This window comes from Nostoc foliaceum FACHB-393, from assembly GCF_014698505.1.
Taxonomy (GTDB): Bacteria; Cyanobacteriota; Cyanobacteriia; order Cyanobacteriales; family Nostocaceae; genus Nostoc; species Nostoc foliaceum_A.
Window position 1 is genome coordinate 141,796 of record NZ_JACJTD010000009.1, and the last position, 25,963, is coordinate 167,758.

Here is a 25,963-nt window from a genome sequence, read left to right on the forward strand (position 1 = left end):
TTATGCCAAATAAAGTCTTTATAGGCAAACAAATTAAAATTAGACAAGCTGATATTAAAGATGCACAACAAATTGCTAATCTTTCTGAGCAGCTTGAATATGATGTTACAAATCAACAAATAGAGGCGCGACTTACTAAAATTCAGTATAATAATGTTCATATTGTATATCTTGCAGCTTTAGTGAATGAATATGTAATTGGTTGGGCGCACGCTCATATTAGTGATTTATTAATTATTCCAACTCAAGCGATTATTTTGGGGTTAGTTATTGATAAAAATTATCGTTGTAGTGGAATTAGACGTATTTTAATGCAAGTTAAAAATGGAGTAGTTTTATGGCTTTAATCAATCAAAGAATAGATGTTCCTGTCATCGTTGATGAATCTAAATGTTTAGAAAAATGTACTGCTTGTATTGAAGTTTGTCCGTTAGATGTGTTGGCGAAAAATCCAGAAACGGGGAAAGCGTATATGAAATATGATGAGTGTTGGTTTTGCCTACCTTGTGAAAAGGAATGTCCTACAAATGCAATTACGGTACAAATTCCTTTTTTGTTGCGGTAGTTGATAAACTTATTAACTTGCTAGGAAAAGATAAATTAAGTGTACTCAACAATTTAAGGTGCTTTAGCCTACGGCATAACACACCCTACAAATAATTTATCTTTATTCATAATAGATTGATTTTTTATTGATTTACTTACTTCAAAATTAATAGTAGTAGATAACAACCATTGCGAATAGGATTTAAAATGTCCACAAGTACTAATGCAGAATTAAATCAATGGCTAGAAATGTTGCGATCGCCTGATGTAAATGACCGCTTAGTAGCCGTCAAAACCTTACAACATCTGGGCGATGAAGAAACGATAGATGCACTAATTATTGCTCTCAAAGATGAAAATATTGCTGTTCAAAAAATAGCAATATCTGCTCTTTGGGAAATTGCCAATCCTGTAACAATTCCTGCTTTAATTGAATGCCTCAGTTCACCAGATGCAGATATTCGTACTGAAGCTGTATCAGCTTTAAATGAGTTGGTTACCCAAGATGATTTGCTAATTTTATTAGATAAGTTGCAAAGTAATGATTTCAATACTCAATTAAATATCTTAGTCCTGCTACGACAAATACATGATATTCAATCTTTATCGTATATTATGCCATTTTTAGAATCAGATAATGCTGAATTAAGAGAAGCAGCAGTAACTACACTGCGATATATAAATCAACTAGAAAAATGTCCCCAAGCTTTGAATTTGATCTTTGATGAATCAGCAGCCGTGCGTCGTGCTGCTGCTTTAACTTTAGGACATTTACAAGATACAGAAGTAATTGGCATACTTTCTCAAATACTTACAAACGATCCTGACTGGCAAGTTCGTCGTAATGCTGCCAAATCTCTGGCTATTCATGAAAATCATCAAGCAATTTCAGCATTAGAAATAGCTTTAGATGACGAACATTGGCAAGTGCGAAAATCAGTAGCACAAGCTTTGCAAAAAATCCCAGATATTCAAGTTATGCCGAAATTAATTAAAGCATTAACAGATGAATATGCAGATGTGCGTAAAGAAGCTGCGATCGCACTTGGGAATTTAGCTCATCCTGATGTTATTAACCCACTGCAACAAGCCTTAGATGACCCTGACAAAGAAGTGTCCATCCAAGCGCAACGGGCAATTCAGAAGATTAAAACAGATAAAAAAGTTATATTGAGTTAAGTGAATTGACAATAATGGTAGAATCAAAGGCTGATTCATATCAGCAAGAAATAGTCCAACTACTCAAACAGGTTATCGAACCTACCTTAAAAAATGACATCATTACTTTGGGAATGGTACGAAACTTACGCGTAGTTGATGACTATATTTATTTACGTTTATATATTGGTTCTCATCAGCACCAATTACAGCCAGAAATTGAATCTGTATTATCATCTTTAATTTGGTGTAAAAAAACTTATATTCAAATTTGTACAATTCCCGGTGTTAAAACAACTCTAGGAATCTCTAGTGGTAAAGGTGGTGTAGGCAAATCCACAACAGCCGTTAATATCGCCGCAGCTTTAAAATTACAAGGTGCAAAAGTAGGACTATTAGATGCTGATGTTTATGGCCCCAATATTCCCCAAATGTTGGGTTTAGGACAAGCTGATATTCAAGTGATTAATACTCCCACAGGTGATAAGTTTTTGCCTCTAGAAGCTCAAGGAATAAAACTAATGTCAGTGGGTTTACTTGCAGAAGCAAATCGTCCTTTGGCATGGCGAGGGCCTGTATTACACAAAATTATCACGCAATTTCTGCAAGATGTGGAATGGGGTGAATTAGATTATTTATTGATAGATTTACCTCCTGGTACAGGTGATGCTCAAATTACAATTATCCAAGAAAGCCCAATTTGCGGAGTCATTTTAGTGACAACTCCTCAACAAGTGGCTGTTGCAGATGTACGACGTAATATATATATGTTTCGCCAAGTGGGTGTTCCTGTGCTTGGTATCGTTGAAAATATGAGCTATTTAATCTGCGGTGATTGTGGTTCACGCACACCGATTTTTGGTAGTGGTGGCGGCGAACAACTGGCCGCAGAATTGCAAGCACCTCTATTGGGACAAATTCCCATTGATCCCCGCATTTGTAGCGGTGGAGATACTGGAAATCCGATCGCAATTAGTGAACAAGCTTCTCCAGCCAGTGAGGTTTTTAGAAAAATTGCAATATCACTTAATGCAACTTTTAAAAACCAGGCTGCGTAGATATTTCACAGCCTAGTTTAAAACTATCTAGCTTACGCCAGCACTGGTTGGGCTTCTAGTTTCTCAGCTTTCTGCTTGAGGACAGTCGGTAATTCACTGGTTAACGGCTCACCTTCAACCACTTGTGAACGGAAACCATCTGGCCCAACTGGAACATCACCTGTAATGGTAGTGCGATAGAGTACGCGCTCAACTTCTATATGATCCAAATCTTGTGGGGCTAAATGCGAGGTAGCGCGGTTGTCCCAGAATGCGATATCACCATTGTTCCAACGGAAGCGGGTGGTGTAAGCAGGTTTGGTGATTTGATTGAAGAACAACTCAAGTAATAATTCGCTTTCTTGTGGTGACACGTCCAGAATATGGGAAGTGAAGCCAGGATTGACGAACAATGCACGTTCACCTGTCTCTGGATGAACCCGCACGACTGGGTGAATGGAAACCAGTGGATTAGCTGCAATGCGTTGGGCGAGTTTGCTATTGCTTGGTATCCGTAAACGAGCATTGAACCGATGTTCTGCTTTTAATGTATCTGCTAACTTCCGTAGAGGTTCTGATAGACCCTCGTAGGCTGCAACTAGATTAGTCCACTGTGTATCACCGCCAATGCTGGGGACATTCACCGCACGCAAAATAGACCCTGCTGGTGGGTTAACAACTGCTGTCACATCGGTATGCCAACGGCTTTCATAGCTGGAACGGCGCAGTCCATTGCGACGTTCATAGCGGCTGCGATCAATCGGCAGTATTTGTGAGAAGCCTTCGATTGGCTCATCCTCATGGGGATGTGCATAAGTTACTTCGCCGAAACGAGATGTGAATGCAATTTGTGCAGCATGATCAATGTTCTGACCGCGAAAGAAAATAACTTTCCACTTCAACCATGCTTGCCGAATTTCGGCAACCGCTTCATCGTGCAGAGGACGCGACAAGTCTACGCCACTGATTTCTGCACCGATGAAACCTGCTACTGGTTTGACTTCAATATGGTTGTTGCTCATATAAATCTCCAGGGTTTTACCCAATATATGGCTGTGTTCGCACTCGTTCACTTCCTTCGTATTGCAATCAAATACCAGCAATATCTCGAAGGAAGCGATCGTAGCCAAAAACTATTGTACTGCAACTTGATAGATTTACCGTATTTATTTTAAATGGGACAAAAAGATCCCCGATTTTTTGAAAAAATCGGGGATCTGAGCCTTTTAATATTTGCAAATTGAATTACTGATACTGATTCGTGAATCCTGGGGGTACTATTGCACCTTCCAAATCAGCCCCTAGCAAGTTTGCACCTTGGATATTGGCATTTGTGAGATTTGTCTTTTGTAAATCTGCCTTTTGTAAGTTTGCTCCTTGTAAATCAGTCCCTAACAGATTTGCCCCCTCTAAATCTGCATCAAATAAGTTTGCCCCTTGCAGATTTGCCCCAGCTATATTTGCCTTGCTTAAATCTACTCCCTGTAAATTAGCTGATGCCAAGTTTGTTCCTTGTAAATTTGCTTTTTCCAATTCTGCTTCTTGTAGGTTTGCACCCGCCAAATTAGCTGCTTGCAGATTTGCCTTGTCTAATTGCGCTCCTACTAAGTTGCATCCAACACATTCATTGGTTGTTAATAGACGTTGAACATTTGCAGCTACAGTATTTACTGGCAATACTGTTGGAGGTATGACAGGAGGGGGAGATACTATTGGAGTTGATGTGGATTCTGTAGTTACTGGTGGTATTTCTGATTGAGCTAAAGCATAGGGCTGATCAAAAAGAGAAAATACCGTCATAAATGCCAGAAATATAACAGCTAAAAGCCAAGAAGTTACTTTTTTCGAGTTTGTTTTTTTCATTGGTTTACTTTCCTTGAATTTAGTATCGTGTTTTGTTTTGTTTAATGTTGATTCTACTTTAATGCTAATCAATCTTCAAAATCAAATACTATTATTTTGTATAACCATAAATAAAGATGATGTTTAGTTTTAGGTTAGTCATACAAACTATAAATCTGCAATCAACATTAGTTAGTTTTAAAATAAATATATTTTATTGTATACTATTTAAAAAAATGGTCACTTTTATCAACTTCTAGTCTGTCTCGATTTACCCAACGATTAACGAACTCATTTTTATTTTTCTGCACTTTGACTTGCACTTTCTTAGAGCCTAATTTGACGACTTCGCCAGGAATCCTCTGGGTGTTCTCAGAGTCAGCACGAGCTTTATAAAGCCAGATAATTTTTTGCCCTACGAAATAGTCAGAATTTGTGCTTAAGTGTGATGTTACATCTGCCCAAGAGGGAGCAGCAATCGCTAAGTTTATTAAAAGTATTAAAATCATTAAAGCTATTTTGAGAATTTTCATGTGTTTGATTTAAGCTTCTATGTACGACGAATAACTTATTTAAAAAGCATTGCTAGATTAGGTACAAGTTGATAAGTTCCACTTTTAAACATGATGGATAATCCCAAGTATATCAATACAAAGGGAAAGACTTTCCGACCATAGCGAGTCATAACAGAAGCCATGACAGGATTCCGCGTTAGGTTGTAAGAGACAAAGCACCACATTCCAATCGCTAAATAGCAAACACATAAAATGACTGCTAGACTAGGAAAGTTACTGCTAGCAAATAACGGAACATAGATACCGATATTATTTCCACCATTGGCAATGGTAACAGCAGAAACACGATAGGTTTGACGATCTTTGAGCGTTGCTAATAATGATTTTTTATGGCGTTTTGGTTTCGCTGGATTGGTAAAGTTAACTGATACCGCTTGTAAAGTCTCTTCTTCTGCTTCTCTACTCATTAGATGGCTGATACCAATTATGATTGGGAGAATTCCTAGTAATCCAATCCATGCTTCTGGAAGAACTAAACCACCAAAAAAACCAGGAAGGCTAGCCGTTACTAATGTAGTGAATCCCACAAATTCACCAATAATAATATGTTTGGGACGAAAGCTATGATTTACTTTGCCAAAAAAAGCTGTTAAGTATAAATTATCATCAAATGTCGTTGCAAAAGCCACAGATATTGCAATAAATAATGTACCAATTAGCCAAGCCATATTTTTCTCCGCAACAATTTAGCAAAATTCTTTTAAAAGATGGTTGAAGCGATCGCAATTAATTACAGATTTAATTTTGTCCTTCAACTGGTAAGCTTAGTAGCTTATGAACTTAATATTATGGGCTGACTCGGATAAGAGCAAATACTCTTTTTTGTTAAAATGATAAAATGAAGTTATTGAATAGAAAATTAAAAGCACCAGGCAATTCTCACGCCTGGTGCAAGATGTAAGTTAAGGCTCAGATACCCGATTTCTCTAAAAAATCGGGTATCTTGTTTTTCACAAATAATTTAGAAAGGCTATATCAGGTTAAACACCTGGAGTATTGCCACCATCAACCAGAATTTCTGCTCCAGTGATAGAAGAGGCTAAATCAGAGACTAAAAATAAAGCCAGTGCAGCAATCTCTTCTGGCTTAACGATTTTTCCTAGAGGTATTGCTTTTAATGATTCCGCCTTGATTTCTTCTACACTCACACCACGGATTTGAGCATTTTGCTCTGCTAAACGTTCGGCACGCTCTGTGCCAGTTAGACCAGGTGAAATAGCGTTGATGCGAATATTATGTTGGGCTAACTCTTTAGAAATTCCTCGCGTGAAGTTCAATAAAGCAGCATTGGTTGTACCCCCGGGGAGGAAGGACGGACGAGGTGTGCGTCCTGCACCACCAATAATGTTGACAATTCGCCCATCATGCCGATTTTTTTGATGGGGGATAACGGCTCTAACTAATCGGATGTAGCCCAACAATTTCAGATTCCAAGCATCTAAAAAAGCATCATCACCCAATTCTAAGAAAGATCCTGCACGCGCTGAACCAGCATTGTTAATCAGAATATCAATCTGACCAAATTGTGCCAGGGTTGTCTCTACAACCCGATCAATACTTTCTGCTTGAGTTAAGTCGGCACTGACGGCAATCACTTTAGCGCCTGGAGTCGGTAAGGATTGGATATCGGCTACTGCTTTCTCTAGATTTTCTTGATTGCGAGCAACAATCACTACATTCACACCTTCAGTGTAGAGAGCTTTAGCAGTGGCCAACCCAATGCCTGCACTTCCACCTGTAACAATTGCTGTTTTACCTGATAGTTGTAGGTCTAAGCTCATAATTATTTACCTGTGTTGAAAATATTAATTGTTTGAATTTCAGACTCAAATCAAATTAGACTCGGCGCGAATTAATAATATTGCTGATTGAGAATCTGTATTGTGGATGTTCAAGATGCCTTGACTCTCACCAGATGTGCAGTCTAAAAGTATCTTGATTTCTGTATCACGCTTTTCTAAGTCCACGCTACAAATAATGGCAGTTACTTTTTTAGCAGATAAACTTCCGATCCAAACGTCAATATTAGCCATATCTCCAGCTTGAGTATCTTGCAAATATCCATAGTCCAAAGGGTAAATAAAAGATGGATATCTGGGCAATTTTGAGATTGCTAGTGGCTACTAGCCGATCTAGTTTGTGCCAGAATTCATTGCTGTCTGTCATTACAGTGCGAATAAAATATCAATAGCGATTAGATATCGTGCTTTTACTTTCCACTGTTAATAAAAGGTTGATTTTGCTGATCTAGCAGTTTTGGTAATAATTTCATGTCATTAAATACGACAGATGCACCAACTGCTCGTAGTTTTTCTGGGTTAATCAGTTCTGCATAACCAAATACTGTCATACCTGCATCAACTCCAGCTCTGACACCTGTGGGTGTATCTTCAATAACTACACAATCCTTTGGGGAAAATCCCATTTTCTCGGCTGCATATAAAAATACATCGGGATATGGTTTGCTACGTGAGACTTCTGTAGCACTAAATATTTTTTCTGAAAAGTAAGGAAGCAAATCTGTTACAAATAAAGCTTTTTGTATCCACTTAGGGCTACTATTTGAAGCAACACAATAAGAAAGACTGAGCTTACTTAAAACATCATGTATTCCCTGCACTGGATGTAGATCAGTCATGAAAGCTTGCATGGTTCGTTCCTCAAATTCAGTAGCAAAGTTCTCTGGTGGAGATTTGCCAAGCAAATTTTTAACTATTTCTAAACAGCGGGTCATTGATGTGCCAACAAAAATATCGAACACATCCTCTAAAGTTAGAAATAGTCCTATTTCTTTGAGCATTTCCAACAAAATAGTATTTGCGATTCGCTCACTATCTATCAAAATACCATCACAATCAAAAATAACTAAATTAAATTTGTTCATGAATTTACTAAAAATTCAAAGTCAATAACAGCACGGATTTTACTCATCTTGACCAAACCTGAATTAATTTACAAGCTTTAGTTTGGTGCAGTCTCGTCGGAAAGAATAGTAATGATTTCGCTCAATGGGCGTTCGCGAAGCGTGTGCGAAGCACTCTCGCGATCGCACTCTTCTGGTGTCTCCTTACCCAAAGATGTATCTTTCACCAAGTGGTAAACGTCGGCGGCTCCGTAAAAAATCCGCTCAATCAGACCTAACTCTTTAAAGGTTTCAGCAATCTCTTCCATTTCTCCTATCCAACGATGTGCTTTTGGTGTCATGGATGGAATGGAACGGGTGACAAAAGTTGCCCCAGATGATTCTTGCGATCGCTCTTGTCACTGCTGACTATTTGCTAATTTTTCCAGCATCAGTTGTCATAATTCCCCAGGGTTGGGTCGCCAGCGTAAAACGTAGGTTTCTAGAGCGCGAACACCCCAATCGAGGAAAACACTAATGACTGCTAAGACTACTAGTATTGCCCAAGCTTGATCAACGTTCAAAATTCCCTGTGCTGACATCAACAGATAGCCTAAACCCTGAGTTGAACCAACATACTCAGCTACAAGCGCCCCTACTAGAGCCATACCCAAACTAGTACGAATCCCCGCAATTACCCAACTGATCACCGAAGGTAGTACAACCATATACAACATTTGCCATCGATTAGCACCCATAACCTGAAAAGCAGAAATTAATTCGCGATCAATGCTCTGGAGTCCTTGATACGTAGTAAAAAAAATGGGGAAAAAAGCACTCAAAGCTGCGAGAAAAACTTTAGAGAGTAATCCAATACCAAACCAGATAATAAAAAAGGGCGCTAGGGCAATGCGAGGTAGAGAATTAAATACCTGGACGTAAGGAAGAGTTATCTTTGCCCCTGCTGGAGAATAAGCTAATATAATTCCCAGACTGATACCACCAGTTACCGCCAGAAACAGTCCACCCATCGCTTCTTGAAAGGTGACAAAAATATGTTGAAAGATACTACCACTCAAGAATAGTTGCTTTAACTCTTGAACAATGTTACTTGGTTTACCTACAAGTGCTGGTTCAATAAACTTAGGAATATCAAATGCTCCGGTACCCAGTTCCCACACCAACAAAATTACGACGAGTGGTGTTAGCTGCACCGCTAGTTGTATTAAACGTTTTTGCCAGTTGGTCTTTTGGGGATTAGAACCCGAAAGGTTTGTCTTTTCATTAGTTGGAGAGAGAGCAGATTGCCCGATACTTAAGGTTCTATTGCGGATATTGCTCATGTTATTCTCTATTAAGTTTTAAAGAGTGCGAATCCGAATCCTCGATCTTGCTGTTGCAATACCTGTGCGGTTAAATCTGACCACATCTCACGCTGGATTTTCTGAAATCGCGGATCTGTGCGAATTGCGATCGCAGAACGTTCTGTTGGTAAATCAATTTTAAATTCCTTGACAATTTTGCCAGGACGTGAGCTCAATAAAAATACTCTTTGCGAAAGTGCGATCGCTTCATCAAGGTCGTGAGTTACTAAAATAAAGGTGCATCCCGTATCGCGCCATAATCGTAGGAATTCATCCTGTAAAAGAGCGCGTGTTTGAGCATCAAGACTACTAAGAGGCTCATCAAGTAAAACAACATCTGGTTCATAAATCAGCGTCCGAATCAGCAAAACACGCTGCTGCATTCCGCCCGACAATTCTTTAGGAAAACTCTGCTCAAAACCATACAAGCCATATTTTGCCAACAGTGCCAAAGCCTTTTTCCGTCCATCATTTCGCGGTACACCACGAATTTCTAAAGGAGCAGTGACATTATCTAGGACTGTTCGCCAGGGTAGTAGGGTTTGCTTTTGAAACAAGTAGCCAATTTCCTTGATACCACTATTATTAAAAGTGCCCTTCACATTTGTCCCAGGACGAATTAACCCCGCAATCACATTGAGTAAAGTGCTCTTACCACAGCCACTTGGCCCAATCAGCGTGACAAATTCACCAGCATTGATAGTCAAGCTAATATCTTGTAATGCTTCAACTCGCTTATTCTTACTCCAATAAGAAATGGAGAGATTTTGGGTAGTGATCATAGGGGTTGACATCTTTAAAAATCCCAAGGGAAAATTAAACTCGAAAATTGCGAATTATCAATTACATTTAATGTGAATATGATGAAAAACAGAATATTTCAATTCACAGCAGGAATTACGAATTAAGCCCTATGACCTGCATACTTATCAAACACTGCTTGAGAGTAGGGAACTAATTTATTAATAATTCCGGCATCAATGAATACCTGCTGGTCTGCAACATATGCTGCCTCACTAATAGAGGCATTTCTCGGAACTGATTGTTGCAATTCAGTCCTAAGACCGGTCAGAATGGCATCTAAATTGGCACCTTGAAAACGTTTTCCCACCGCATCTAGAATTTTTTCGGGCGAGGTTTTATGCATATATTCAAACGTGCGGTTTACTGCTGCAACCAATCTCTTAACGGCTTCAGGGTTCTGGGAAGTAACACGCTCATGACTCAGCCAAGCACGGGTCATTGCTTCAGGAGCGCCAAAATATTTTTTATGAGTCTCCGGTTCAAGAGCATTAACCAATTGAAAAACTGTTCCTTCTTTGAGCAGTTTATGCAAGTCGGGCGCACCAGTCACAGCCGCATCTACCTGACCACTAGTGAGTAATGTATAAGTTGTAGCATTGCTACTTTGCACATATTCAACATCTTTTTCACTCAGTCCATGTTGACGTAGGTACTTAACTGATACTGCCCAGCCCCAAGAGCCAACCTCACCGACCGAAAACTTTTTCCCCTTAAGGTCGTTAACTGTCTTGATTTGGGATTGCAAATTAGAACGTACTACTAAGGAAGTATCTACAAGATTGCGGCGATTGGCTACAACATTCAGAGGAACTCCCTTAAGCTGAGAAAGATAGACGTGTAAAGGCGCTTGGGCAGAAAAATCGATTTCTCCGGCAATTAGAGCATCTCGCATTTTCCCACCACCTTGAAATTGAATCACTTCTGCACTTAAGCCTGCTTCCTTGAAATAACCCAAATCTTCTGGAATCCAAACATCAATGGAGTTAATCCCGCTTACTGCTCCCAGTCTGACTTTAATAGTTCCCTGATCAGCGATAGATTGACTAACAGTGTTATTGTCACAAGAGATTGTAGTTAAAGCAGTTGTTAATCCTATAGAAGTGTATTTTAAAAAGTCTCTACGTGAAGGCATAGGTTTATTTCAGATATATCCGTTAGGAACTGCGTATCCAGAACGAATTGAAAAAGGGAGTAGGGAGTAGTATTTTTGGCGTTGCTGATTGATGGGATGAGTTTTGTTTTGTGCAAAGTGCAAAAAAGATGCCTTATACCAATTCTGCAAATGAAAGCTACAGATAGAAACCTGAAAAACCAGATTAAATCTCAATACGCTTGGGTTAAGGGTTATTGGTGTAGATAATTGGTCTTTAAAGACGCGATAAATCGCGTCTCTACATCAGGATTTTTTTGCTCATTCTGAACTGTATTGCGTTATATCCGACTCTCTTAATTACGAATTGGTATTACTCCCTACTCTCTATGTTCAAGTCAGCTAAGAGACAGATAACGAAGCAACTCGGTTATTGACGATTTGCTCGAAAGTGGCATCAGGCTCTATCAGTCCCCAGTTCACCATCCAGTCGTAGGTACGACGAAAGTCAGCTTCAGAGTATGGTGCCGGGTCGGTGTAGCGCAATCGGTTACGACGGAAATCTGAGGGTTCAAGGTGTACGATATCCTCTGCTACATCGTCGATAAGATACTTCACATACTGGAGAGGGTCTTTTTGTAGGTCTTTCACGGCTCGACGGATTGCCCTATTGATCGCCTCGAATGTCTCTTCATCCAAATCGGGGCTACCAATCTCTAGACCTACATAGTGTGCCTCGGCGATAATTTTGTAGCCAAGTTTTTCTGCTACTGTAATCCACGGTTCCATGACGGCAACTGCATCAACAACTCCGTCACGCAAAGCGACAAAGCGGTTGAAACGCTTTCCTTGACCGCCACCATCGATATGTACCACTTTGATTTCTTCTTTCGGTAGGAAACCTTCAAGGGTTTGAATAGCGATGTAGTGGGAGCCGTGGTGAAAGTTGACACCGACTGGTACGTTAGCTAGGTCTTGAGGGATATTGTAGGGGGAATCGGGTCGCACGATGATTGCTTGGCTGGCAATGGCAGCACGTTTGGCTACGACCTGACCACCGCGAGAACTATCATAGGTGCGTCGCACCTGTCCCCACTCACAAGCACGGTAAAGGGTAGTTTCTCCCTGCTCAAATAATGATTTGCCGCCGAAAGAGTTCACTTGCTGATGATCTTCAATCAGTTTAATATCGGGTGCGCGATCGCTAGAGTTGCGTTTAACGAACTCAATATCAATCCCCTCATCTGCAAAGTAGCGTTGATCGCGAGCTACATAATACGGCAATGAGAACACAGTTCCACTGATCTCATTCTTGATCTTTTTGAGTGTTGCAGAGTTACTCATGATCTGTGTTATTCCCTGAACAAGATGTAAATTTTATAAGTAATGTTTATTCTCCGGTATCTACTTGTATTTAGTCAAGTTTAAAGTTGTTGAGGCGAGTCCGCGAACGTCACAGCCCGTTGTAGACATCACTTCTGTGAATAACTCACCTGCGATCGCGCATTTAATGGATAGATAAAGTTGGCAACTGTTTCACGTTCGAGCCAGCCTTGCTTACGGTAAAATTCTCGTTGATAGGATTCTCGCTCTTTGTGGTTCAGCAAGATTAGTACTGAACATTCTCGGATTTTTGCCTCTGATATGACGGTTGCTAGCAGAGTTTTACCGATACCTTGACCACGAGCAGCTTTTTGGATGAATAACTCAGAAATATAACCTTGGGGTTTGGGAAGGAATGGGCAAGGTAGCCAATGAACAGTAATGTATGCGATGATATCACTTTCAGCATTTTCAGCCACATAAATAGAGTGGCTATCATTTTGATCACACTGAGTAAGGTGCTGCTGAATTTGGCCGACAGTTGTTTCCTGGGACGTTAAATTCACCCATGCAAACCAACCTAATTCTCTAATAATTTTAAAAATTGCTTGTGCATCTGATTCTTTTGCTTTTCTAATTTTGGGATGTAACATAATCGTGAACAAGCAATTTGGGAATATCATCTGGAGAATGGGCAATCAAATCAGCACCATGAGTTTTTAATTCTTCCTCAGTTCCGTAGCCGTAAGTGACACCAATTGCAGTCACATGATTGTGCTTGGCTCCGATCATATCGTGTTTGCGATCGCCTACCATAACCACATGAGAAGGTGAAAGCTGTTCTGTGACTAAGATGTGATAAATCAAGTCAGCTTTTACACTCCGCGTGCCGTCAAGTTCACTCCCATAAACCCCATTGAAAAGTGACGACAAGCCAAAATGTTCAATGATGCGCGTAGCATAAATATGTGGTTTAGAAGTCGCAACAAAAATTTTATAACTAGCAAAACGAATAGCATCTAAGGTTTCTGGAATCTGGGGATAAAGAAAGTTTTCAAATAATCCTATCGTGGCAAAGCGACTGCGATAAAGTGAAATGGCTTGCTCTAAAACTGTGTCATCTGAAGTCTTCAGTAGCAGCGAAAAACTGTCTTTGATTGGAGGGCCAATACACCAATGCAATTCATCAGCATCGGGTGGTCTATAACCGAGTTCAGATAAAGCAAACTGAATGCAGCGAGTAATACCTGGCTTGGGATCTGTCAAAGTCCCATCTAAATCAAACATAATAGCATAAGTAGACATATTTAATAATTCGTAATTCGTAATTCGTAATTCGTAATTAATAACATTTTTAATTACTCTCTATGCCTCTGCGCGACGGACATTTCCTTTTCTTGACGGAGACGCTGTGCGTAGCTTGCCATAGAGGTACAAATCGGGAAAATCCCCTACGTAAGTGTCCTGTTATGCATGAAATAAAAAATTAAATACTTTACAAATTAATCACTAATTAACTCTTATTTTTGAGCAATTTTATGGGCTACGTCTATGTACAAAGCTTTCTCCACTCAATAGTGCAATTCCTAATGTGACAATACCAATCCCTAAGCTTTGAATTAGGTTTAAAGTTTCGCTAATTGTTGCCCATGCAACTAATGCTGTTAATGCTGGACTGCTTGCGCCGATGATAGAAGCCTTAGTTGCGCCAATCATGCGAATTCCCACATTATTGAAAGTGTGTCCCATGAAACTAACTAAACCAGAAAAAATACTGCCAATCCATAGGGGTGTCCAATCAAGTTGGGTGCTGGGAAGTGGCCAGAACAGTAAGCTTACACCAGAGAGCAGTAAAGTGCAGGTAAAACTAATCCAGGTAAAGGGAACTGGATGGAATTTTTCTAAACATTTTTGGGCTAGGACTTTATAAAACGCATAAACAACTCCAGAACCAACGCTGGCGAAAATGCCAGTAGTAATAGTGTCACTGGTGTAAGCAGCAGAAGATTGAGGAATTGTGAGTACGCCGCCCCCTAGAATAATCACCATTACTAGCCAACGGAAAAGTGTAGGACGTTCGCCAAAAAACCTCCAAGCAAGCAGCGCTGTAAACACGGGATAAGTAAAAAATAGAGTCATGGCAATTCCAGTAGGAATTAACCCAATAGCAACGTAGAGTAACGCAATATACACAAACATCAGTACTCCACAGCCCAATGCTTGGAGCAAAACATCAGTGCGATTGCGCCTGAATAAATCTTGGAATTCTTTTCCAGCAGATGGATATAACTTGAATGCTAAAGATGCCATTAGTGGAACCACTAGTAGCATTCGCATGAACATTAGCAATAATGAGTTCTGCAAATCAGGTTTAACGTATCCACCGAGTACAAATAAACCCAGTACGAGATGTTCTGAAAACAAAACTCGCACAGTAACGTTATGAAACGATAAAACAAAAGCGGATAGAAGAACCGTCAGAATGCCCAATTTGCTAAAAGGTTTTTAAAGGACAACCCGATTGTATTGCTAAAACCACTGTTTTTTCTGGTACTGATTTTTCTGCTGTTTGGCAAATGCTTTGTGTCTTAGTGCTTCAAGATTTTTACCACAAAGACACAAAGATAAAAACCCTTTTTCTAAACTAAAGCGGGTTCACGTCGGTTATATGCAGAAGAATCTCCCTTAATAGCCTCACTCTGCTTACCATCAATACCAACAGGAATATCACCCACAAGTGTAACTCGTTGAACATGGCGAGGTTGATTGCCGTAGTCTGCGATAGCATAATGTTGAGTAGCTCGATTATCCCAGAAAGCCACATCGCCAACTTTCCAACGCCACCGAACTGTGTTCTCAGGACGTGTGATGTAAGCTTGCAACAATTTCACGATTTCATCCGATTCATTCTGTGATAAACCACGCAGACGGCGCACAAACCCACCAATAAATAACCCACGTTCACCGGATTCAGGATGGACGCGGACAACTGGATGCAGGGTTTCGTATAAAGTTGAGGTGAAAACAGCCCGATACTTTAAGACTTCTTCTGGCAAGTCAATTGTAGCTGCTGCATAATCGTAGGCGTTGCTGTGTACTGCCCAGAGTTGGTCAGCAAGATTACGCAGATGAGTTGGTAAATCTTCGTAGGCAGTTACGGAGTTTGCCCAAATCGTATCACCTCCTGATGGCGGGATGGCGATCGCCCGCAAAATAGAACCAAGAGGGGGACGATCTACAAATGTGACATCGGTGTGCCAAGTGTTGGCACGGCTTACAGTCTTGCCGTAATTCAGGTCAAGAACTTCTGGATTTTCTGGCAATGAGGGAACGGTGGGATGGGCTGTGGTGACTTCCCCAAAGCGACGGGCAAAAGCTACTTGTCCATTAGCGTCGAGGTTTTGCTCCCGGAAGAAGATGACTTTATGTTTGACTAAAGCTTTACGGATATCGCTGATGATTTCATTGCTGAGGTTACTGCTCAAGTCTACACCAATGATTTTTGCACCGATACGTCCGGCGATTGGTTTGATGTCAAAGTGTTGGGAAGTCATAATATTTGTGTCTCCAAGAGTTAATTTATTTCAGGCAGAGAGTAGTAGTTCGCCAAGTTCACTTGGCGGGGTAAAGGGTAAGGGGGAAAGGGTTTAAATCCCTTAACCTTTCCTCTTTCCCCAGTCCTCACTTAGCATTTTTGGGTTGGCAGACTAGTAGGAGTATGAGAGAAGTTTTTGCGATCTATGCGGGGTAAAAGGCGAATGTTCGTAGTTCGATGCTTTCTCGTGGGGGAGCGTCGCCTGGGCTGGTGGGGTCTTCAAAGGCTGTATGTCCGGCAAAGCGTGCGCGTCCGTCTTCTGCGGAGTCAAAGCATTTAATAAATAGTGCTTCGTCTCTGTGCATTTGCGGAAAGTAGAACCATTTATGTTTGGAATTATACGTGATTCCGTATGTTTCACCGATGCGATCGCGGTACACAAGATCGCCAGCTACAATGTCTGTGGGTGCGATACTCTGCGCGTCACACACTGCTAATGGTGACTCTTGAATTGGTTGTGCGATCGCTCGCCAAACATTGATGATGGCAAATCTTTGTTTTAGTAGCGCATCAATGTCATTTATGCCTTGCGCTGCTAATTCCAAACGGGCGCGAGTATAGCCTGATTTAGCGGTGAAGTCGTTGTGTACCCGCTTGGCAGGTTCTTTAATATTATTCTCACCTGGCTTTGACTGACTGGCATTACGCAAGGTGTGATCGAATACCACTACCTTCGTTGCACCTGTCACTTCTTTTAACAATTGCTCGGCTTCTGGATAGTAGACGCGGCGTACTTCGTCTTCATCGTAAAAGTTGCGGACATTAGTATTATGTGCAGTAAAGGCGAAACCTTCTCGATCTAACGAGATGTTCTCTGAGATAGAACGAGCATTGTAAATTGGCAGTTTGTGCGTCTGATAAGTTGCATTCGTGCGAGGAATCCCTGGTGGTGGTTCGTAAGTATAGTTAACAGGTTTTTCTGCCATTGGAACCAGGTAACTGAGGTTAGCTTCTACGAATGGCAGTTGTGCGGAAATTGGTTTGTCTAGAACTTGGTTATTTAAGCTCATAGGTTATCCCATTTTGGATTTTGGTTAATTTATGTCAATCCCTATGCCCTATTTTTGAACTGCACCAACAGGAACAGGTTCACCAAGAACTTTGGCGAATCTTTGCAAATAGAAGTCTACAGGATTTGCTACTGCTTGAATTGAGGAGCGATCGCTTAAGCTGTTCCACCATGTCTGCAAACGAGGTGTTTCTGCTGGTAGTGCGAATTTGCGGAAGTGTTCTAAGAGTGGTAAACGTTCAAACCAAGGATAGAAGCTGATATCAACTAGGCTAAACTGATCTCCTAACAAATAATCACCTTTGCCTAATCCTTCTTGTTCAATATATAGAAGTGCTTCTGTGAACTCTCTTCGTCCTTGTTCCTGTTCTTGGCTATCTTTACCGCGCAGCAATTTGTTAAAAGCTGGGACAAGGCGAGTATTGGCGTAGTCTATCCAGATGCGAGCGATCGCTTTATTTGCGGGATCGCGGGGTAATAAAGGTGGTTCTGGAAAAACCTCATCTAGATATTCATTGATAATAGCGGACTCGTAAATTACAACATCCCCATGTTTGATAGCTGGGACTTTACCATAGTGGGAAATCTGAGTGTACCCATCTGGTTTGTTCTGTAAGTCAATTTCTATCGGGGTGAAGTCAATGCCTTTTTCCAGTAAAACTACACGAGTCCGTTGAGAGAAGGTAGAGGCTTTGGCGAAGTACAGTTGTATGTTGCTCATAAAATCTTTTCCTTGTAATCATTGTGAATGCAGACTATTTGAGATTGCACAACTCCAACTAAAGCAATAAGACAGAAGCGAGATGTGTTGATTGGTGCAGTTAAATAATTGATTGGCAGGTATCTACGTCAGTTAGATGCTATATTACAGTTTGTCGGTCGATTTATCGTATTTTAAATATTATACAGTCTTTGTGAAAATATGCATACCTAATTATTAGTGTAACTAAATAAAAATATAGACATAATCAGGCTTGTCAAAAAGAGGTATTATATGGACTCGAAAGCTGACTCTAATAGGCAGATCCGTCTTGGCTTGCTTGTACCCGCAGGTAACACCACGTTTGAGCCTGACCTTCACTCTGCTTTTTCCAGTCAAGTCAGTATTCAAGGAACGCACTAATGTAAAACCTGATAAATCCACATTTGATTAATAACAATACATACAAGTGCAAACAGAACTGGTTATTTTCGACTGTGACGGAGTGTTGGTAGACAGCGAGACATTGGGTAATCGTATTCTTGTTGAATTTGTCGCCGAGTTTGGCCTGATATTGAAACTTGAAGAAGCCATTTTATTATTTAAAGGTTGCAAAATGGCTGATTGTCTTGCTGTTATTGAGCAAAAACTGGGGAGAAAGATGCCACAAGATTTTGTGACTCAACTTCGTGCCCGTACTGCCACAGCATTCGAGCGTGAACTGCTTCCCGTAGAAGGAATAGAAGCGGCTTTAGACAAAATTAATTTACCTATTTGTGTTGCTTCCAGTGGCCCAATTGAAAAAATTAAGTTAGCACTGCGTGTGACTAATTTGTTGTCACGATTTGAAGGGCGTATTTTTAGCTCCTATGAAATTGGTAGTTGGAAACCTGCACCTGATTTATTTTTATATGCAGCTAAACATTTGGGAGTTAACGCTTCATTTTGTACTGTTGTAGAAGATAGTATTTTGGGTGTACGTGCAGGTATCGCTGCTGGCATGAAAGTATTAGCTTACAGCAGTCAAAGTGAAGCAATTCAACTCGAAGAATGTGGAGCGCGTGTTTTTTACTCTATGTATCAACTGCCTGATTTACTTTGATTTATAGCCAAAAGTGCCTAAAGTCACAGCGAAACACTTTTCAAACATCCTCTTAGGAGCATTATTGCAAAACTCAAAACGTATTCAAGTAAAAGATAGGGTGCTAATTTTACGTCCTACTTATGTAGCCGGAAAATATGGGATAGTTTGTGGTCGAGAGTCAAACTCAAATAATCCAGCAAACCAACGGTGGTTGATTCAAGTAGAGGATGTAGATTCGTCTAATATTTTAGTGTCGTTGATTTTAGGTGAGTTTATCTTGATTAATTCAGAATGAGTTTAAAAGAGCGATGTCTACGATGATCACGTAGCTCTGCCCTACGCGAAGGTGGAAGCAAGCTACGCTTACGCATTGGTAAATATAAAATTGAAGTTAATTACTTGCCACTTGCTTCGTATCCAAGTGAATTAACTTCGTCATTTGGGACAATTGTTGCATGAATAGCACCGAACCTACGATACAAACAACACCGCCCAAAATCAGTGTATTTGGAGCTTTCAAATAATGTGCCAGAGTTCCTGCTATTAAGTTACCGAAAGGAGCCATACCCATAAAGCACATGGCATAGAAGCTCATTACTCTACCCCGTTTGCTATCTTCAACAATAAATTGCAGCACTGTGTTACTAGCAGCTACCTGAAGCGTAGAACTCCAGCCAATCAAAACCAAAGCTAACTGAGAAATCCAAAAGACTTGAGAAACAGAGAAAAAGATAAAGCCAATCCCCATGATGGCTGGACAGAAGGCTATGAGTTTCTCTAAACCTACTACGTTTTGCCGAAAGCTGAGGTAAACACAGGCAAACACCGATCCCATTGCGGCTGCGGCTGTTAAAAAGCCCAATGTTTCTGCTCCTCCCTGTAGAACTTCAACTGCAAAGATGGGTAAAAGTGTCGTGTATGACATACCTACTAAACTAGCTACTGCCAGTAATAGGAGGATAGAACGCACAGGCAGGAAATGATAGGCATATTGAAACCCTTCTTTCAACTTATGCCAACTATTACTTGTCTGTATTTCTACTGTTCGGGGTGTAATCACCATTGCTGAGATTGCCCAGATAGCTACAAGATAGCTGAGACTATCGTAAAGAAAGCAGAATCCAGCGCCAAACTGAGCGATAAAAACGCCACCCAATGCAGGGCCAATCAAACGCGCACCATTGAGGAAAGCTGCATTTAGTGCGATCGCATTTCCCATCAGTTCACGACTAACCATATCACTGACAAATGCCTGACGTACAGGTACATCTAAACCCTTCAGAAAACCTAACAATGCACTCAGAGTCAGCAATGTCCAAAAATTTGCCCAACCCAAAAATGTGATGGCTGTCAGAGTTACAGACATAGAAATACCTATAACCTGAAATAGCAGCAACAGGCGATGTCGGTCATAGCGATCGGCTAAAATTCCTGAAATTGGAGCAAGTACAAATACTGGCAATTGTCCAAAAAATCCTGCAAACCCCAACAGTAAAGCCGAATCAGTCAATCGGTAAATCAGCCAGAGAATCGCTACTTGTGTCATGAAGTTGCCTGTCATAGACAAGGCTTGTCCCATAAAATAGAGGCGATAATTGCGCGATCGCAAAGCAGGTAGTTCAAGATTCAACTTGAATCCAAATTTAGATAATAATTTCATCAACTAAGTACAAAATTTCACAAGTTCATCACGAATAAACACTCTGCGCCCCTCTGCGCTTCCCTCAGCCTACCTCTGCGTTTAAAAAAGCACAGAAAAGAGGAAGAAACAAGGCAACAACCTTATTCCTTCCCACTTCAAAGGTTTTAATTGAAAATCACACAGTTACTAATTCCCGCGTAGCAACTACTGACTCAGGTTTGACCCAAATCTTATCTAACCCACCACTCAGTAGACGATATTGTTGATTGGGGTCTTGTTGCGGGTAATCCTCGCGTTTGTGCATTCCTCTAGTTTCCTGACGTTGCAAACCACTGTTGTACATCCAACGCGCAGTAGCAACCATCGCCGCCGCTTCGCGCGATCGCACAATTTGGCTATCATCTAGTGTTTGGCTATTGCGGATTTCTCGCCAAAGGTCATCCAGTCGATCCAGGGATGTACTTAAACCTGTAGCAGTGCGGAAGAGGTTGCGATCGTAGGGGAAAACTTCAGCTTGAGTTGTGGCGATCGCTTCATCTGGTGAAAATCTATTATTACCTTCACCATGCAATCCAGCTTCGCCAACTCCCTGCACACTGCGTTGGGTTGCTTGCTCTCCCAAACTTAGTGCATAGCTAGCAGCAGATTGTCCAGACCAATAGCCAGAAGACATTGCCCAGGCTGCATTGTGACTACCTCCGCCTGTAAATCCACCACAGATTAACTCTCTCGTAGCCGCATCTCCCGCCGCATAGAGTCCATTAACTGAGGTAGCGCAGGTGTGGTCTGCGATCCGAATCCCACCAGTACCGCGTACAGTGCCTTCCAAGCGTAAAGTTATCGGGAATCGTTGAGTAAAGGGGTCAATCCCAGCGCGATCAAAAACGATAAAGAAATTAGGCTGAGATGCTCGCATCCAGGCTTTTGTCTCTTCATCCATATTTTGATCCAGACGCGCATAAACGGGCTGATTTAGCAATGTTTTAGCAATCACCGAGCGACCGCGCTTAGAACCTGCACCTTCAATTACCGTGCCATCCTCATAAGTAAAAGATGCCCAATCGTAATAACGAGTCTTGGTGACAGAAGAAAAACTAGGGGAAATTGCGTATGCATTGGAAAATTCCATACCAGAGAAATCTGCACCAGCCTCGGCTGCCATCAACAGACCATCCCCTGTCAGGACATTACAACCGAGAGCCTTACTCAAGAAAGCACAGCCCCCTGTAGCAATCACAACTGCTCCGGCTCGAACTGTCCAACGTTCCCCAGATTGACGATTGATACCCTTAGCCCCGGCTACAGTGCCTTCTGTATCTACAAGCAACTCTAAAGCCGGACTGTGGTCTAAAATTTTCACCCCTGCTTGCTTAATCTTTTTCCGCATGAAACGCATATAATCCGGGCCTTGTAAAGAGCGACGGATAACTTGTCCATTAGCATCAACGCTGAAAGGATACCCCTGATCTGCGAGGGAGTTAATGTTGTCATAGGTGCGATCTAATACCCTAGTCATCCAGTGGCGGTCTGCCAGAAAACCTCCCATAGCTTCCCGACTTGCCATTGCAGCTTCCCGTTGCTCTGGGTCTGGTGGAACATACCATACACCATTTCCGGCAGATGCGGCTGCACCACTTGTACCGCAGTAACCCTTGTCTACTAAAACGACTTTTGCTCCATTATTTGCTGCACTCCATGCTGCCCAAGTACCAGACGGGCCACCTCCAATAATTAATACATCGGTGACTAAATCTAGGTTAGAAGGATCTTGATGGATATGACTATTCATGAAATTTACTCCTTATAGAATTAAGAAAAGGGGAAGGGCGGAGCTTCCCCAAAAATGCGAGGGTAACTCTTGTGAAAACTTTTAAGGGTTGGGAATTTGCCAATCTTTGATATCAAAATCTGACTTCAACAATTTCTGATCAGCGAGAAACTGCTTTGTTGAATCTAAGAGTTTCAATCCTTCCGGTGTAAAAGGTTGAGTAGGATAAAGGTCTAGTGGATAGGATTCTTTAGCGATCGCCAACGGCACATTCCCACTTGCCACAGCCGCAAACTGATAAAATTCTTCTGGATTAGCTTTGATTTCCTGCAATGCTTGTCGTCTAATTTGGTTCCATTTTTGCGGTAATTCTGGGTGTCGAGAGAGGAAATTTTCCGTCACGACACTTACCCCGGTGCCAACTAATCCCTGATGATCTTTGGCTTGATCAATTGCTGAAAATCCTTGAGAAACTAACGTTGGTCCAGCCCCCATAGCAAATGGATAAGCTGAAATATCTCCCCTCTCTAAAGCAGGTTTGGCATCAGCAGAAGGGATCTGCACTACACTCACATCTTTGGTCAGTCCCTCTTTTTCGAGCAAACCCATCAGATATCGATGCGGATAAGTACCTTTAGCAACTCCTACCTTTGTACCTTTTAGTTGTGATACTAAACGAGGGCCGTTTTTCTTGGTAAGTAGCCAGGCATTCTGACCAACCCTTGTCTGATTAATCAATTTAGTTGGCAGACCTACTGCTCTACCAACTATAGCTGGGGTATCTCCATACAAACCCATATCTAATTGACCACTAACTAAGGCTTCATTAAGTGCAGGGCCTCCTACAAAGGGAATAAATTTCACTTCCGTCACACCCAGGCTTTTGAGCGCAGGAGTCAACGTCCCTTTTTGCAACGCCCAACCCTCCGGCCCGATTGGCAACTTGCTTTCCGAACTGATGAAACCAACTCGTAAAACCAGGGTTTTTACCTCTGCCGAATTTGCTCCAGTATTTGATGAAGCTACTGCTGAGTTATTAGACTGGCTTTGTTGAAAAGTACAACTGGTAAGACTCGATAAAAGCGCAACAGTTGCAACTGAAGCTAAAAGTCGATGCAAAAAACTGCACTCAATTACTTGGGAACTCATAGATAGAGACTAGGGACTAAGAACTTTATCAATTACGAATTACGAATTACGTAGCTTGCTTCTCGCCGGAGGCGAGTATTACGAATTAGTTTGCTGTGTTCCCCAAGGAAGAATTCTGCCTTGTGCATCTGTAGCGAGATTACTGTTACTCTGCATAACTGGGTAATAGTAGGCAGACTTCTCTGTTTTAGCCGCAGGTGTGCGTCCCCTTCCCCAACCTATATTTTTTCGATAGCTACCAAGTAACCCAGATGCTACTAAAGTCTCTTCATCCACAGTGACTGATTCATCAGCGTTAGGATCAACATATAGTGCATCTACGGGGCAGTAGAGTTCGCACATATAACAAGTTTGACAATCACTCTGGCGGGCAATTTTGGGCGCATGTCCTGGTACTGCATCGAAAACATTAGTAGGACAGGCAGTGACGCAAAGATTACACTTAATGCAGCGAGATTCACTTACTAATTCAATCATCGTGTTACTAACTCCCTATTCACTACTTCCTGGTCAGGCTTTGCCCAAACTGTATCCAATCCACCACTAATTAACCGATATTGCTGGTTAGGGTTTTGCTGGGGATAATCCTGGTGCTTGTGCATTCCACGTGTTTCTTTTCTAGCTTGTGCTGAAGTATACATCCAACGTGCCGTAGCTATCATTGCCGCTGCTTCTCTAGCTGGTAATGCTTGGCTGTCTGTTGGGGCAGCACTATGGCGGATTTCTCGCCACAAACCATGCAATCTTTCCAGGGAATCGCTCAAGCCTCGTTCAGTACGGAAGAGATTGCGTTGGCGTAGCCCGCCGCAGGCATCGTAAGGTAATACTTCGGCTTGCACAGCGCGGATAACTTCCTGAGCATTGAAAGTGTAGCTACTCTCAGAAGTAACTGCTGCCTGTCCAATTGAATACACTTGTCGTTGATTGGCCTTTGCTCCCAATTGACGAGCATATTCAGCCGCCGCTTGTCCTGACCAATAGCCAGAAGACATTGCCCAAGCAGCATTGTAACTACCACCACCTGTAAATCCACCACAAATTAATTCTCGTGTGGCTGCATCTCCGGCCGCATAAAGTCCTGGTACTGAGGTCGCACAAGAATTGTCCACAATCCGAATGCCGCCAGTACCTCGTACTGTGCCTTCCAAACGCAAAGTTACTGGGAAGCGTTGAGTGAATGGGTCAATTCCTCTGCGGTCAAATGGTAAAAAGAAATTGTGCTGGATGGTTCGCATCCAAACCCTTACTTCTTCTGGGGTGTTATGCAGGCTACAGTATACAGGCTGAGTCAGCAATGTTTTGGCAATTACAGAGCGTCCCCGTTGAGAACCAGCACCTTCAATTACTGTGCCATCTTCGTAAGTAAATGTTGCCCAACGATAGAAAGCTCCTTTAGTTACAGAAGCAAAGGCAGGAGTGAGAGCATAGGCATTAGAAAATTCCATGCCTGACATTTGCGCCCCAGCTTCGGCTGCCATTAAATAACCATCTCCAGTCAGGACATTACAACCAAGGGCTTTACTCAAGAAAGCACAACCACCAGTAGCAATAACTACTGCTTTGGCTCGTACTGTCCAACGTCCACCCGCTTGACGACGTATTCCCTTTGCTCCAGCTACTGCTCCTTCTTTATCTACCAGTAATTCCAGAGCAGGACTATGGTCAAGAATATGCACTCCGGCTTTCTTGACTTGCTTACGCATCAGACGCATATATTCTGCGCCTTGCTGGAGGGAACGATAGTAAGGTTGTCCTTGTTGGTCAGAGGGAAAGGGATAACCCCAGTTACCTAACTCATACAGATTTGCATGAGTTCGATCTAGAACTCGCTCCATCCAAGAACGCTCTGCTAAAAACCCTCCTAGAGCTTCCCGACTAGCCATAGCTGTTTCTCGTTGCTCTGGGTTTGCTACGTACCACACACTAGTTCCACCAGACGCAGTTGCTCCACTAGAGCCACAATAGCCTTTGTCTACCAAAACAACCCGGACTCCATCAGCCGCCGCATTGTAAGCAGCCCAAGCACCAGCCGGGCCTCCTCCAATAACCAAGACATCGGCTTCTAACTCTAGATCAGAGTCATTGTTAGATGATTGCTCAGACGCTAATTGATTCGCGCTCACTAGCTCTCACTCCTTCATTTCATAAAATAGCAATATTTTTTAAGATCACAGACATGACTAGGCATAATACATCTGTGCATAATTTCTAGAAGACCTGAAAGACTTATTTGTAAGGTAATAGAGACATTTTTCGACAAAATACTAATCATCGACTGATTTATCGGTGATTAACTTAGCAGTATTGCACGGCAATAAATAAAATTCAAGACCTTAGTGACTAAAATATATGTTTGCCTAAATTTATTTATTACGAATATTTAGAATAACTAAACATCTATAGGACTAGTATTTGATTTTTGAAAAGATACGTAG

At 41.6% G+C, this 25,963-nt stretch carries 29 protein-coding genes and 1 pseudogene; 7 read left to right on the forward strand and 23 right to left on the reverse strand.

Translation table 11 applies throughout. The features are described 5' to 3' along the window. Window positions 1–2 precede the first annotated feature (2 nt). The 4 genes from H6G92_RS10585 (at window position 3) to H6G92_RS10600 (ending at window position 2,762) form a co-directional block, all read left to right on the forward strand. The gene (locus H6G92_RS10585; protein ID WP_190893552.1) at window positions 3–347 is read left to right on the forward strand and encodes a hypothetical protein; all 345 of its coding nucleotides are present in this window, start codon (window positions 3–5) and stop codon (window positions 345–347) included. Further along, window positions 338–565 (forward strand): 4Fe-4S dicluster domain-containing protein, encoded by a 228-nt coding sequence (locus H6G92_RS10590; protein ID WP_012408944.1) that lies wholly within the window; start codon window positions 338–340, stop codon window positions 563–565. The genes H6G92_RS10585 and H6G92_RS10590 overlap by 10 nt, the downstream gene beginning before the upstream one ends. Window positions 566–753: 188 nt before the next feature. Further along, complete coding sequence (locus H6G92_RS10595) at window positions 754–1,725, forward strand: HEAT repeat domain-containing protein (protein WP_190893554.1); 972 nt, start codon at window positions 754–756, stop codon at window positions 1,723–1,725. Between the two features lie 14 nt (window positions 1,726–1,739). Next, window positions 1,740–2,762, forward strand: coding sequence for an Mrp/NBP35 family ATP-binding protein (locus H6G92_RS10600; protein WP_190893556.1), 1,023 nt, complete (start codon window positions 1,740–1,742; stop codon window positions 2,760–2,762). A 32-nt stretch (window positions 2,763–2,794) separates the two neighbouring features. Here H6G92_RS10600 and H6G92_RS10605 read toward each other — a convergent pair whose 3' ends face one another. The 18 genes and pseudogenes from H6G92_RS10605 to H6G92_RS10690 form a co-directional block, all read right to left on the reverse strand. Continuing rightward, a complete protein-coding gene (locus H6G92_RS10605; RefSeq protein WP_190893559.1) occupies window positions 2,795–3,763 on the reverse strand; it encodes a TauD/TfdA dioxygenase family protein in 969 nt (322 codons plus the stop codon). Window positions 3,764–3,986: 223 nt separating this feature from the next. Beyond that, the gene (locus H6G92_RS10610) at window positions 3,987–4,604 is read right to left on the reverse strand and encodes a pentapeptide repeat-containing protein (protein WP_190893562.1); all 618 of its coding nucleotides are present in this window, start codon (window positions 4,602–4,604) and stop codon (window positions 3,987–3,989) included. Between the two features lie 203 nt (window positions 4,605–4,807). Beyond that, window positions 4,808–5,116, reverse strand: coding sequence for a hypothetical protein (locus tag H6G92_RS10615; RefSeq protein WP_190893565.1), 309 nt, complete (start codon window positions 5,114–5,116; stop codon window positions 4,808–4,810). Window positions 5,117–5,151: 35 nt separating this feature from the next. Then, on the reverse strand, window positions 5,152–5,826 hold the full coding sequence (locus H6G92_RS10620) for a cadmium resistance transporter (protein ID WP_190893567.1): 675 nt from the start codon (window positions 5,824–5,826) through the stop codon (window positions 5,152–5,154). 312 nt (window positions 5,827–6,138) lie between these two features. Continuing rightward, on the reverse strand, window positions 6,139–6,939 hold the full coding sequence (locus H6G92_RS10625; RefSeq protein ID WP_190893569.1) for an SDR family oxidoreductase: 801 nt from the start codon (window positions 6,937–6,939) through the stop codon (window positions 6,139–6,141). Window positions 6,940–6,984: 45 nt separating this feature from the next. Then, window positions 6,985–7,191, reverse strand: coding sequence for a hypothetical protein (locus tag H6G92_RS10630; RefSeq protein ID WP_190893572.1), 207 nt, complete (start codon window positions 7,189–7,191; stop codon window positions 6,985–6,987). 176 nt (window positions 7,192–7,367) lie between these two features. After that, window positions 7,368–8,042, reverse strand: a complete 675-nt coding sequence (locus H6G92_RS10635; protein ID WP_190893574.1) for an HAD family hydrolase — start codon at window positions 8,040–8,042, stop codon at window positions 7,368–7,370. A 77-nt stretch (window positions 8,043–8,119) separates the two neighbouring features. Then, a pseudogene (locus H6G92_RS10640) lies at window positions 8,120–8,389 on the reverse strand (DUF1932 domain-containing protein); the annotation flags it as partial. A 69-nt stretch (window positions 8,390–8,458) separates the two neighbouring features. Next, entirely contained in the window at window positions 8,459–9,343 is an 885-nt protein-coding gene (locus H6G92_RS10645; RefSeq protein WP_190893576.1) for an ABC transporter permease, read from the reverse strand. Between the two features lie 11 nt (window positions 9,344–9,354). After that, window positions 9,355–10,158 carry an ABC transporter ATP-binding protein gene (locus tag H6G92_RS10650; RefSeq protein WP_190893578.1) on the reverse strand — a complete coding sequence of 268 codons (804 nt, stop codon included), beginning with the start codon at window positions 10,156–10,158 and terminating at the stop codon, window positions 9,355–9,357. Between the two features lie 110 nt (window positions 10,159–10,268). Beyond that, the gene (locus H6G92_RS10655; RefSeq protein WP_190893580.1) at window positions 10,269–11,300 is read right to left on the reverse strand and encodes an ABC transporter substrate-binding protein; all 1,032 of its coding nucleotides are present in this window, start codon (window positions 11,298–11,300) and stop codon (window positions 10,269–10,271) included. Between the two features lie 360 nt (window positions 11,301–11,660). Then, window positions 11,661–12,602, reverse strand: a complete 942-nt coding sequence (locus tag H6G92_RS10660) for an ABC transporter substrate-binding protein (protein WP_190893582.1) — start codon at window positions 12,600–12,602, stop codon at window positions 11,661–11,663. Between the two features lie 128 nt (window positions 12,603–12,730). After that, window positions 12,731–13,234 carry a GNAT family N-acetyltransferase gene (locus H6G92_RS10665; RefSeq protein ID WP_190893585.1) on the reverse strand — a complete coding sequence of 168 codons (504 nt, stop codon included), beginning with the start codon at window positions 13,232–13,234 and terminating at the stop codon, window positions 12,731–12,733. Beyond that, on the reverse strand, window positions 13,215–13,886 hold the full coding sequence (locus H6G92_RS10670; RefSeq protein ID WP_190893587.1) for an HAD family hydrolase: 672 nt from the start codon (window positions 13,884–13,886) through the stop codon (window positions 13,215–13,217). The genes H6G92_RS10665 and H6G92_RS10670 overlap by 20 nt, the downstream gene beginning before the upstream one ends. Window positions 13,887–14,117: 231 nt before the next feature. After that, complete coding sequence (locus tag H6G92_RS10675) at window positions 14,118–15,014, reverse strand: DMT family transporter (RefSeq protein ID WP_449289981.1); 897 nt, start codon at window positions 15,012–15,014, stop codon at window positions 14,118–14,120. A 206-nt stretch (window positions 15,015–15,220) separates the two neighbouring features. After that, entirely contained in the window at window positions 15,221–16,135 is a 915-nt protein-coding gene (locus H6G92_RS10680; protein WP_190893589.1) for a TauD/TfdA dioxygenase family protein, read from the reverse strand. Between the two features lie 184 nt (window positions 16,136–16,319). Further along, complete coding sequence (locus H6G92_RS10685; protein ID WP_190893592.1) at window positions 16,320–17,186, reverse strand: CmcJ/NvfI family oxidoreductase; 867 nt, start codon at window positions 17,184–17,186, stop codon at window positions 16,320–16,322. Window positions 17,187–17,234: 48 nt separating this feature from the next. Continuing rightward, window positions 17,235–17,906: a glutathione S-transferase family protein gene (locus tag H6G92_RS10690; RefSeq protein WP_190893594.1), complete on the reverse strand. Its 672-nt coding sequence runs from the start codon at window positions 17,904–17,906 to the stop codon at window positions 17,235–17,237. A gap of 273 nt (window positions 17,907–18,179) precedes the next feature. On the opposite strand from H6G92_RS10690, the gene H6G92_RS40245 reads away from it, so the two are divergent. Genes H6G92_RS40245 through H6G92_RS10700 form a run of 3 tightly spaced genes read left to right on the forward strand, consistent with a single transcriptional unit; the run spans window position 18,180 to window position 19,264 of the window. Next, window positions 18,180–18,308, forward strand: coding sequence for a hypothetical protein (locus tag H6G92_RS40245; protein ID WP_277926733.1), 129 nt, complete (start codon window positions 18,180–18,182; stop codon window positions 18,306–18,308). A 46-nt stretch (window positions 18,309–18,354) separates the two neighbouring features. Then, window positions 18,355–18,987, forward strand: a complete 633-nt coding sequence (locus H6G92_RS10695; RefSeq protein ID WP_190893596.1) for an HAD-IA family hydrolase — start codon at window positions 18,355–18,357, stop codon at window positions 18,985–18,987. A gap of 13 nt (window positions 18,988–19,000) precedes the next feature. Beyond that, window positions 19,001–19,264: a hypothetical protein gene (locus H6G92_RS10700; protein ID WP_313889954.1), complete on the forward strand. Its 264-nt coding sequence runs from the start codon at window positions 19,001–19,003 to the stop codon at window positions 19,262–19,264. Between the two features lie 96 nt (window positions 19,265–19,360). On the opposite strand, the gene H6G92_RS10705 is transcribed toward H6G92_RS10700, so the two are convergent. From H6G92_RS10705 to H6G92_RS10725, 5 genes are all read right to left on the reverse strand, one after another. Further along, window positions 19,361–20,629, reverse strand: a complete 1,269-nt coding sequence (locus H6G92_RS10705; RefSeq protein WP_190893598.1) for an MFS transporter — start codon at window positions 20,627–20,629, stop codon at window positions 19,361–19,363. Window positions 20,630–20,786: 157 nt separating this feature from the next. Next, window positions 20,787–22,400 (reverse strand): FAD-dependent oxidoreductase, encoded by a 1,614-nt coding sequence (locus tag H6G92_RS10710; RefSeq protein ID WP_190893601.1) that lies wholly within the window; start codon window positions 22,398–22,400, stop codon window positions 20,787–20,789. An 81-nt stretch (window positions 22,401–22,481) separates the two neighbouring features. Beyond that, window positions 22,482–23,528 (reverse strand): ABC transporter substrate-binding protein, encoded by a 1,047-nt coding sequence (locus H6G92_RS10715; protein ID WP_190893603.1) that lies wholly within the window; start codon window positions 23,526–23,528, stop codon window positions 22,482–22,484. A 78-nt stretch (window positions 23,529–23,606) separates the two neighbouring features. After that, complete coding sequence (locus tag H6G92_RS10720) at window positions 23,607–24,005, reverse strand: 4Fe-4S dicluster domain-containing protein (protein WP_190893605.1); 399 nt, start codon at window positions 24,003–24,005, stop codon at window positions 23,607–23,609. Further along, window positions 24,002–25,651 (reverse strand): FAD-dependent oxidoreductase, encoded by a 1,650-nt coding sequence (locus H6G92_RS10725; protein WP_190893608.1) that lies wholly within the window; start codon window positions 25,649–25,651, stop codon window positions 24,002–24,004. The genes H6G92_RS10720 and H6G92_RS10725 overlap by 4 nt, the downstream gene beginning before the upstream one ends. Window positions 25,652–25,963: the final 312 nt, after the last annotated feature.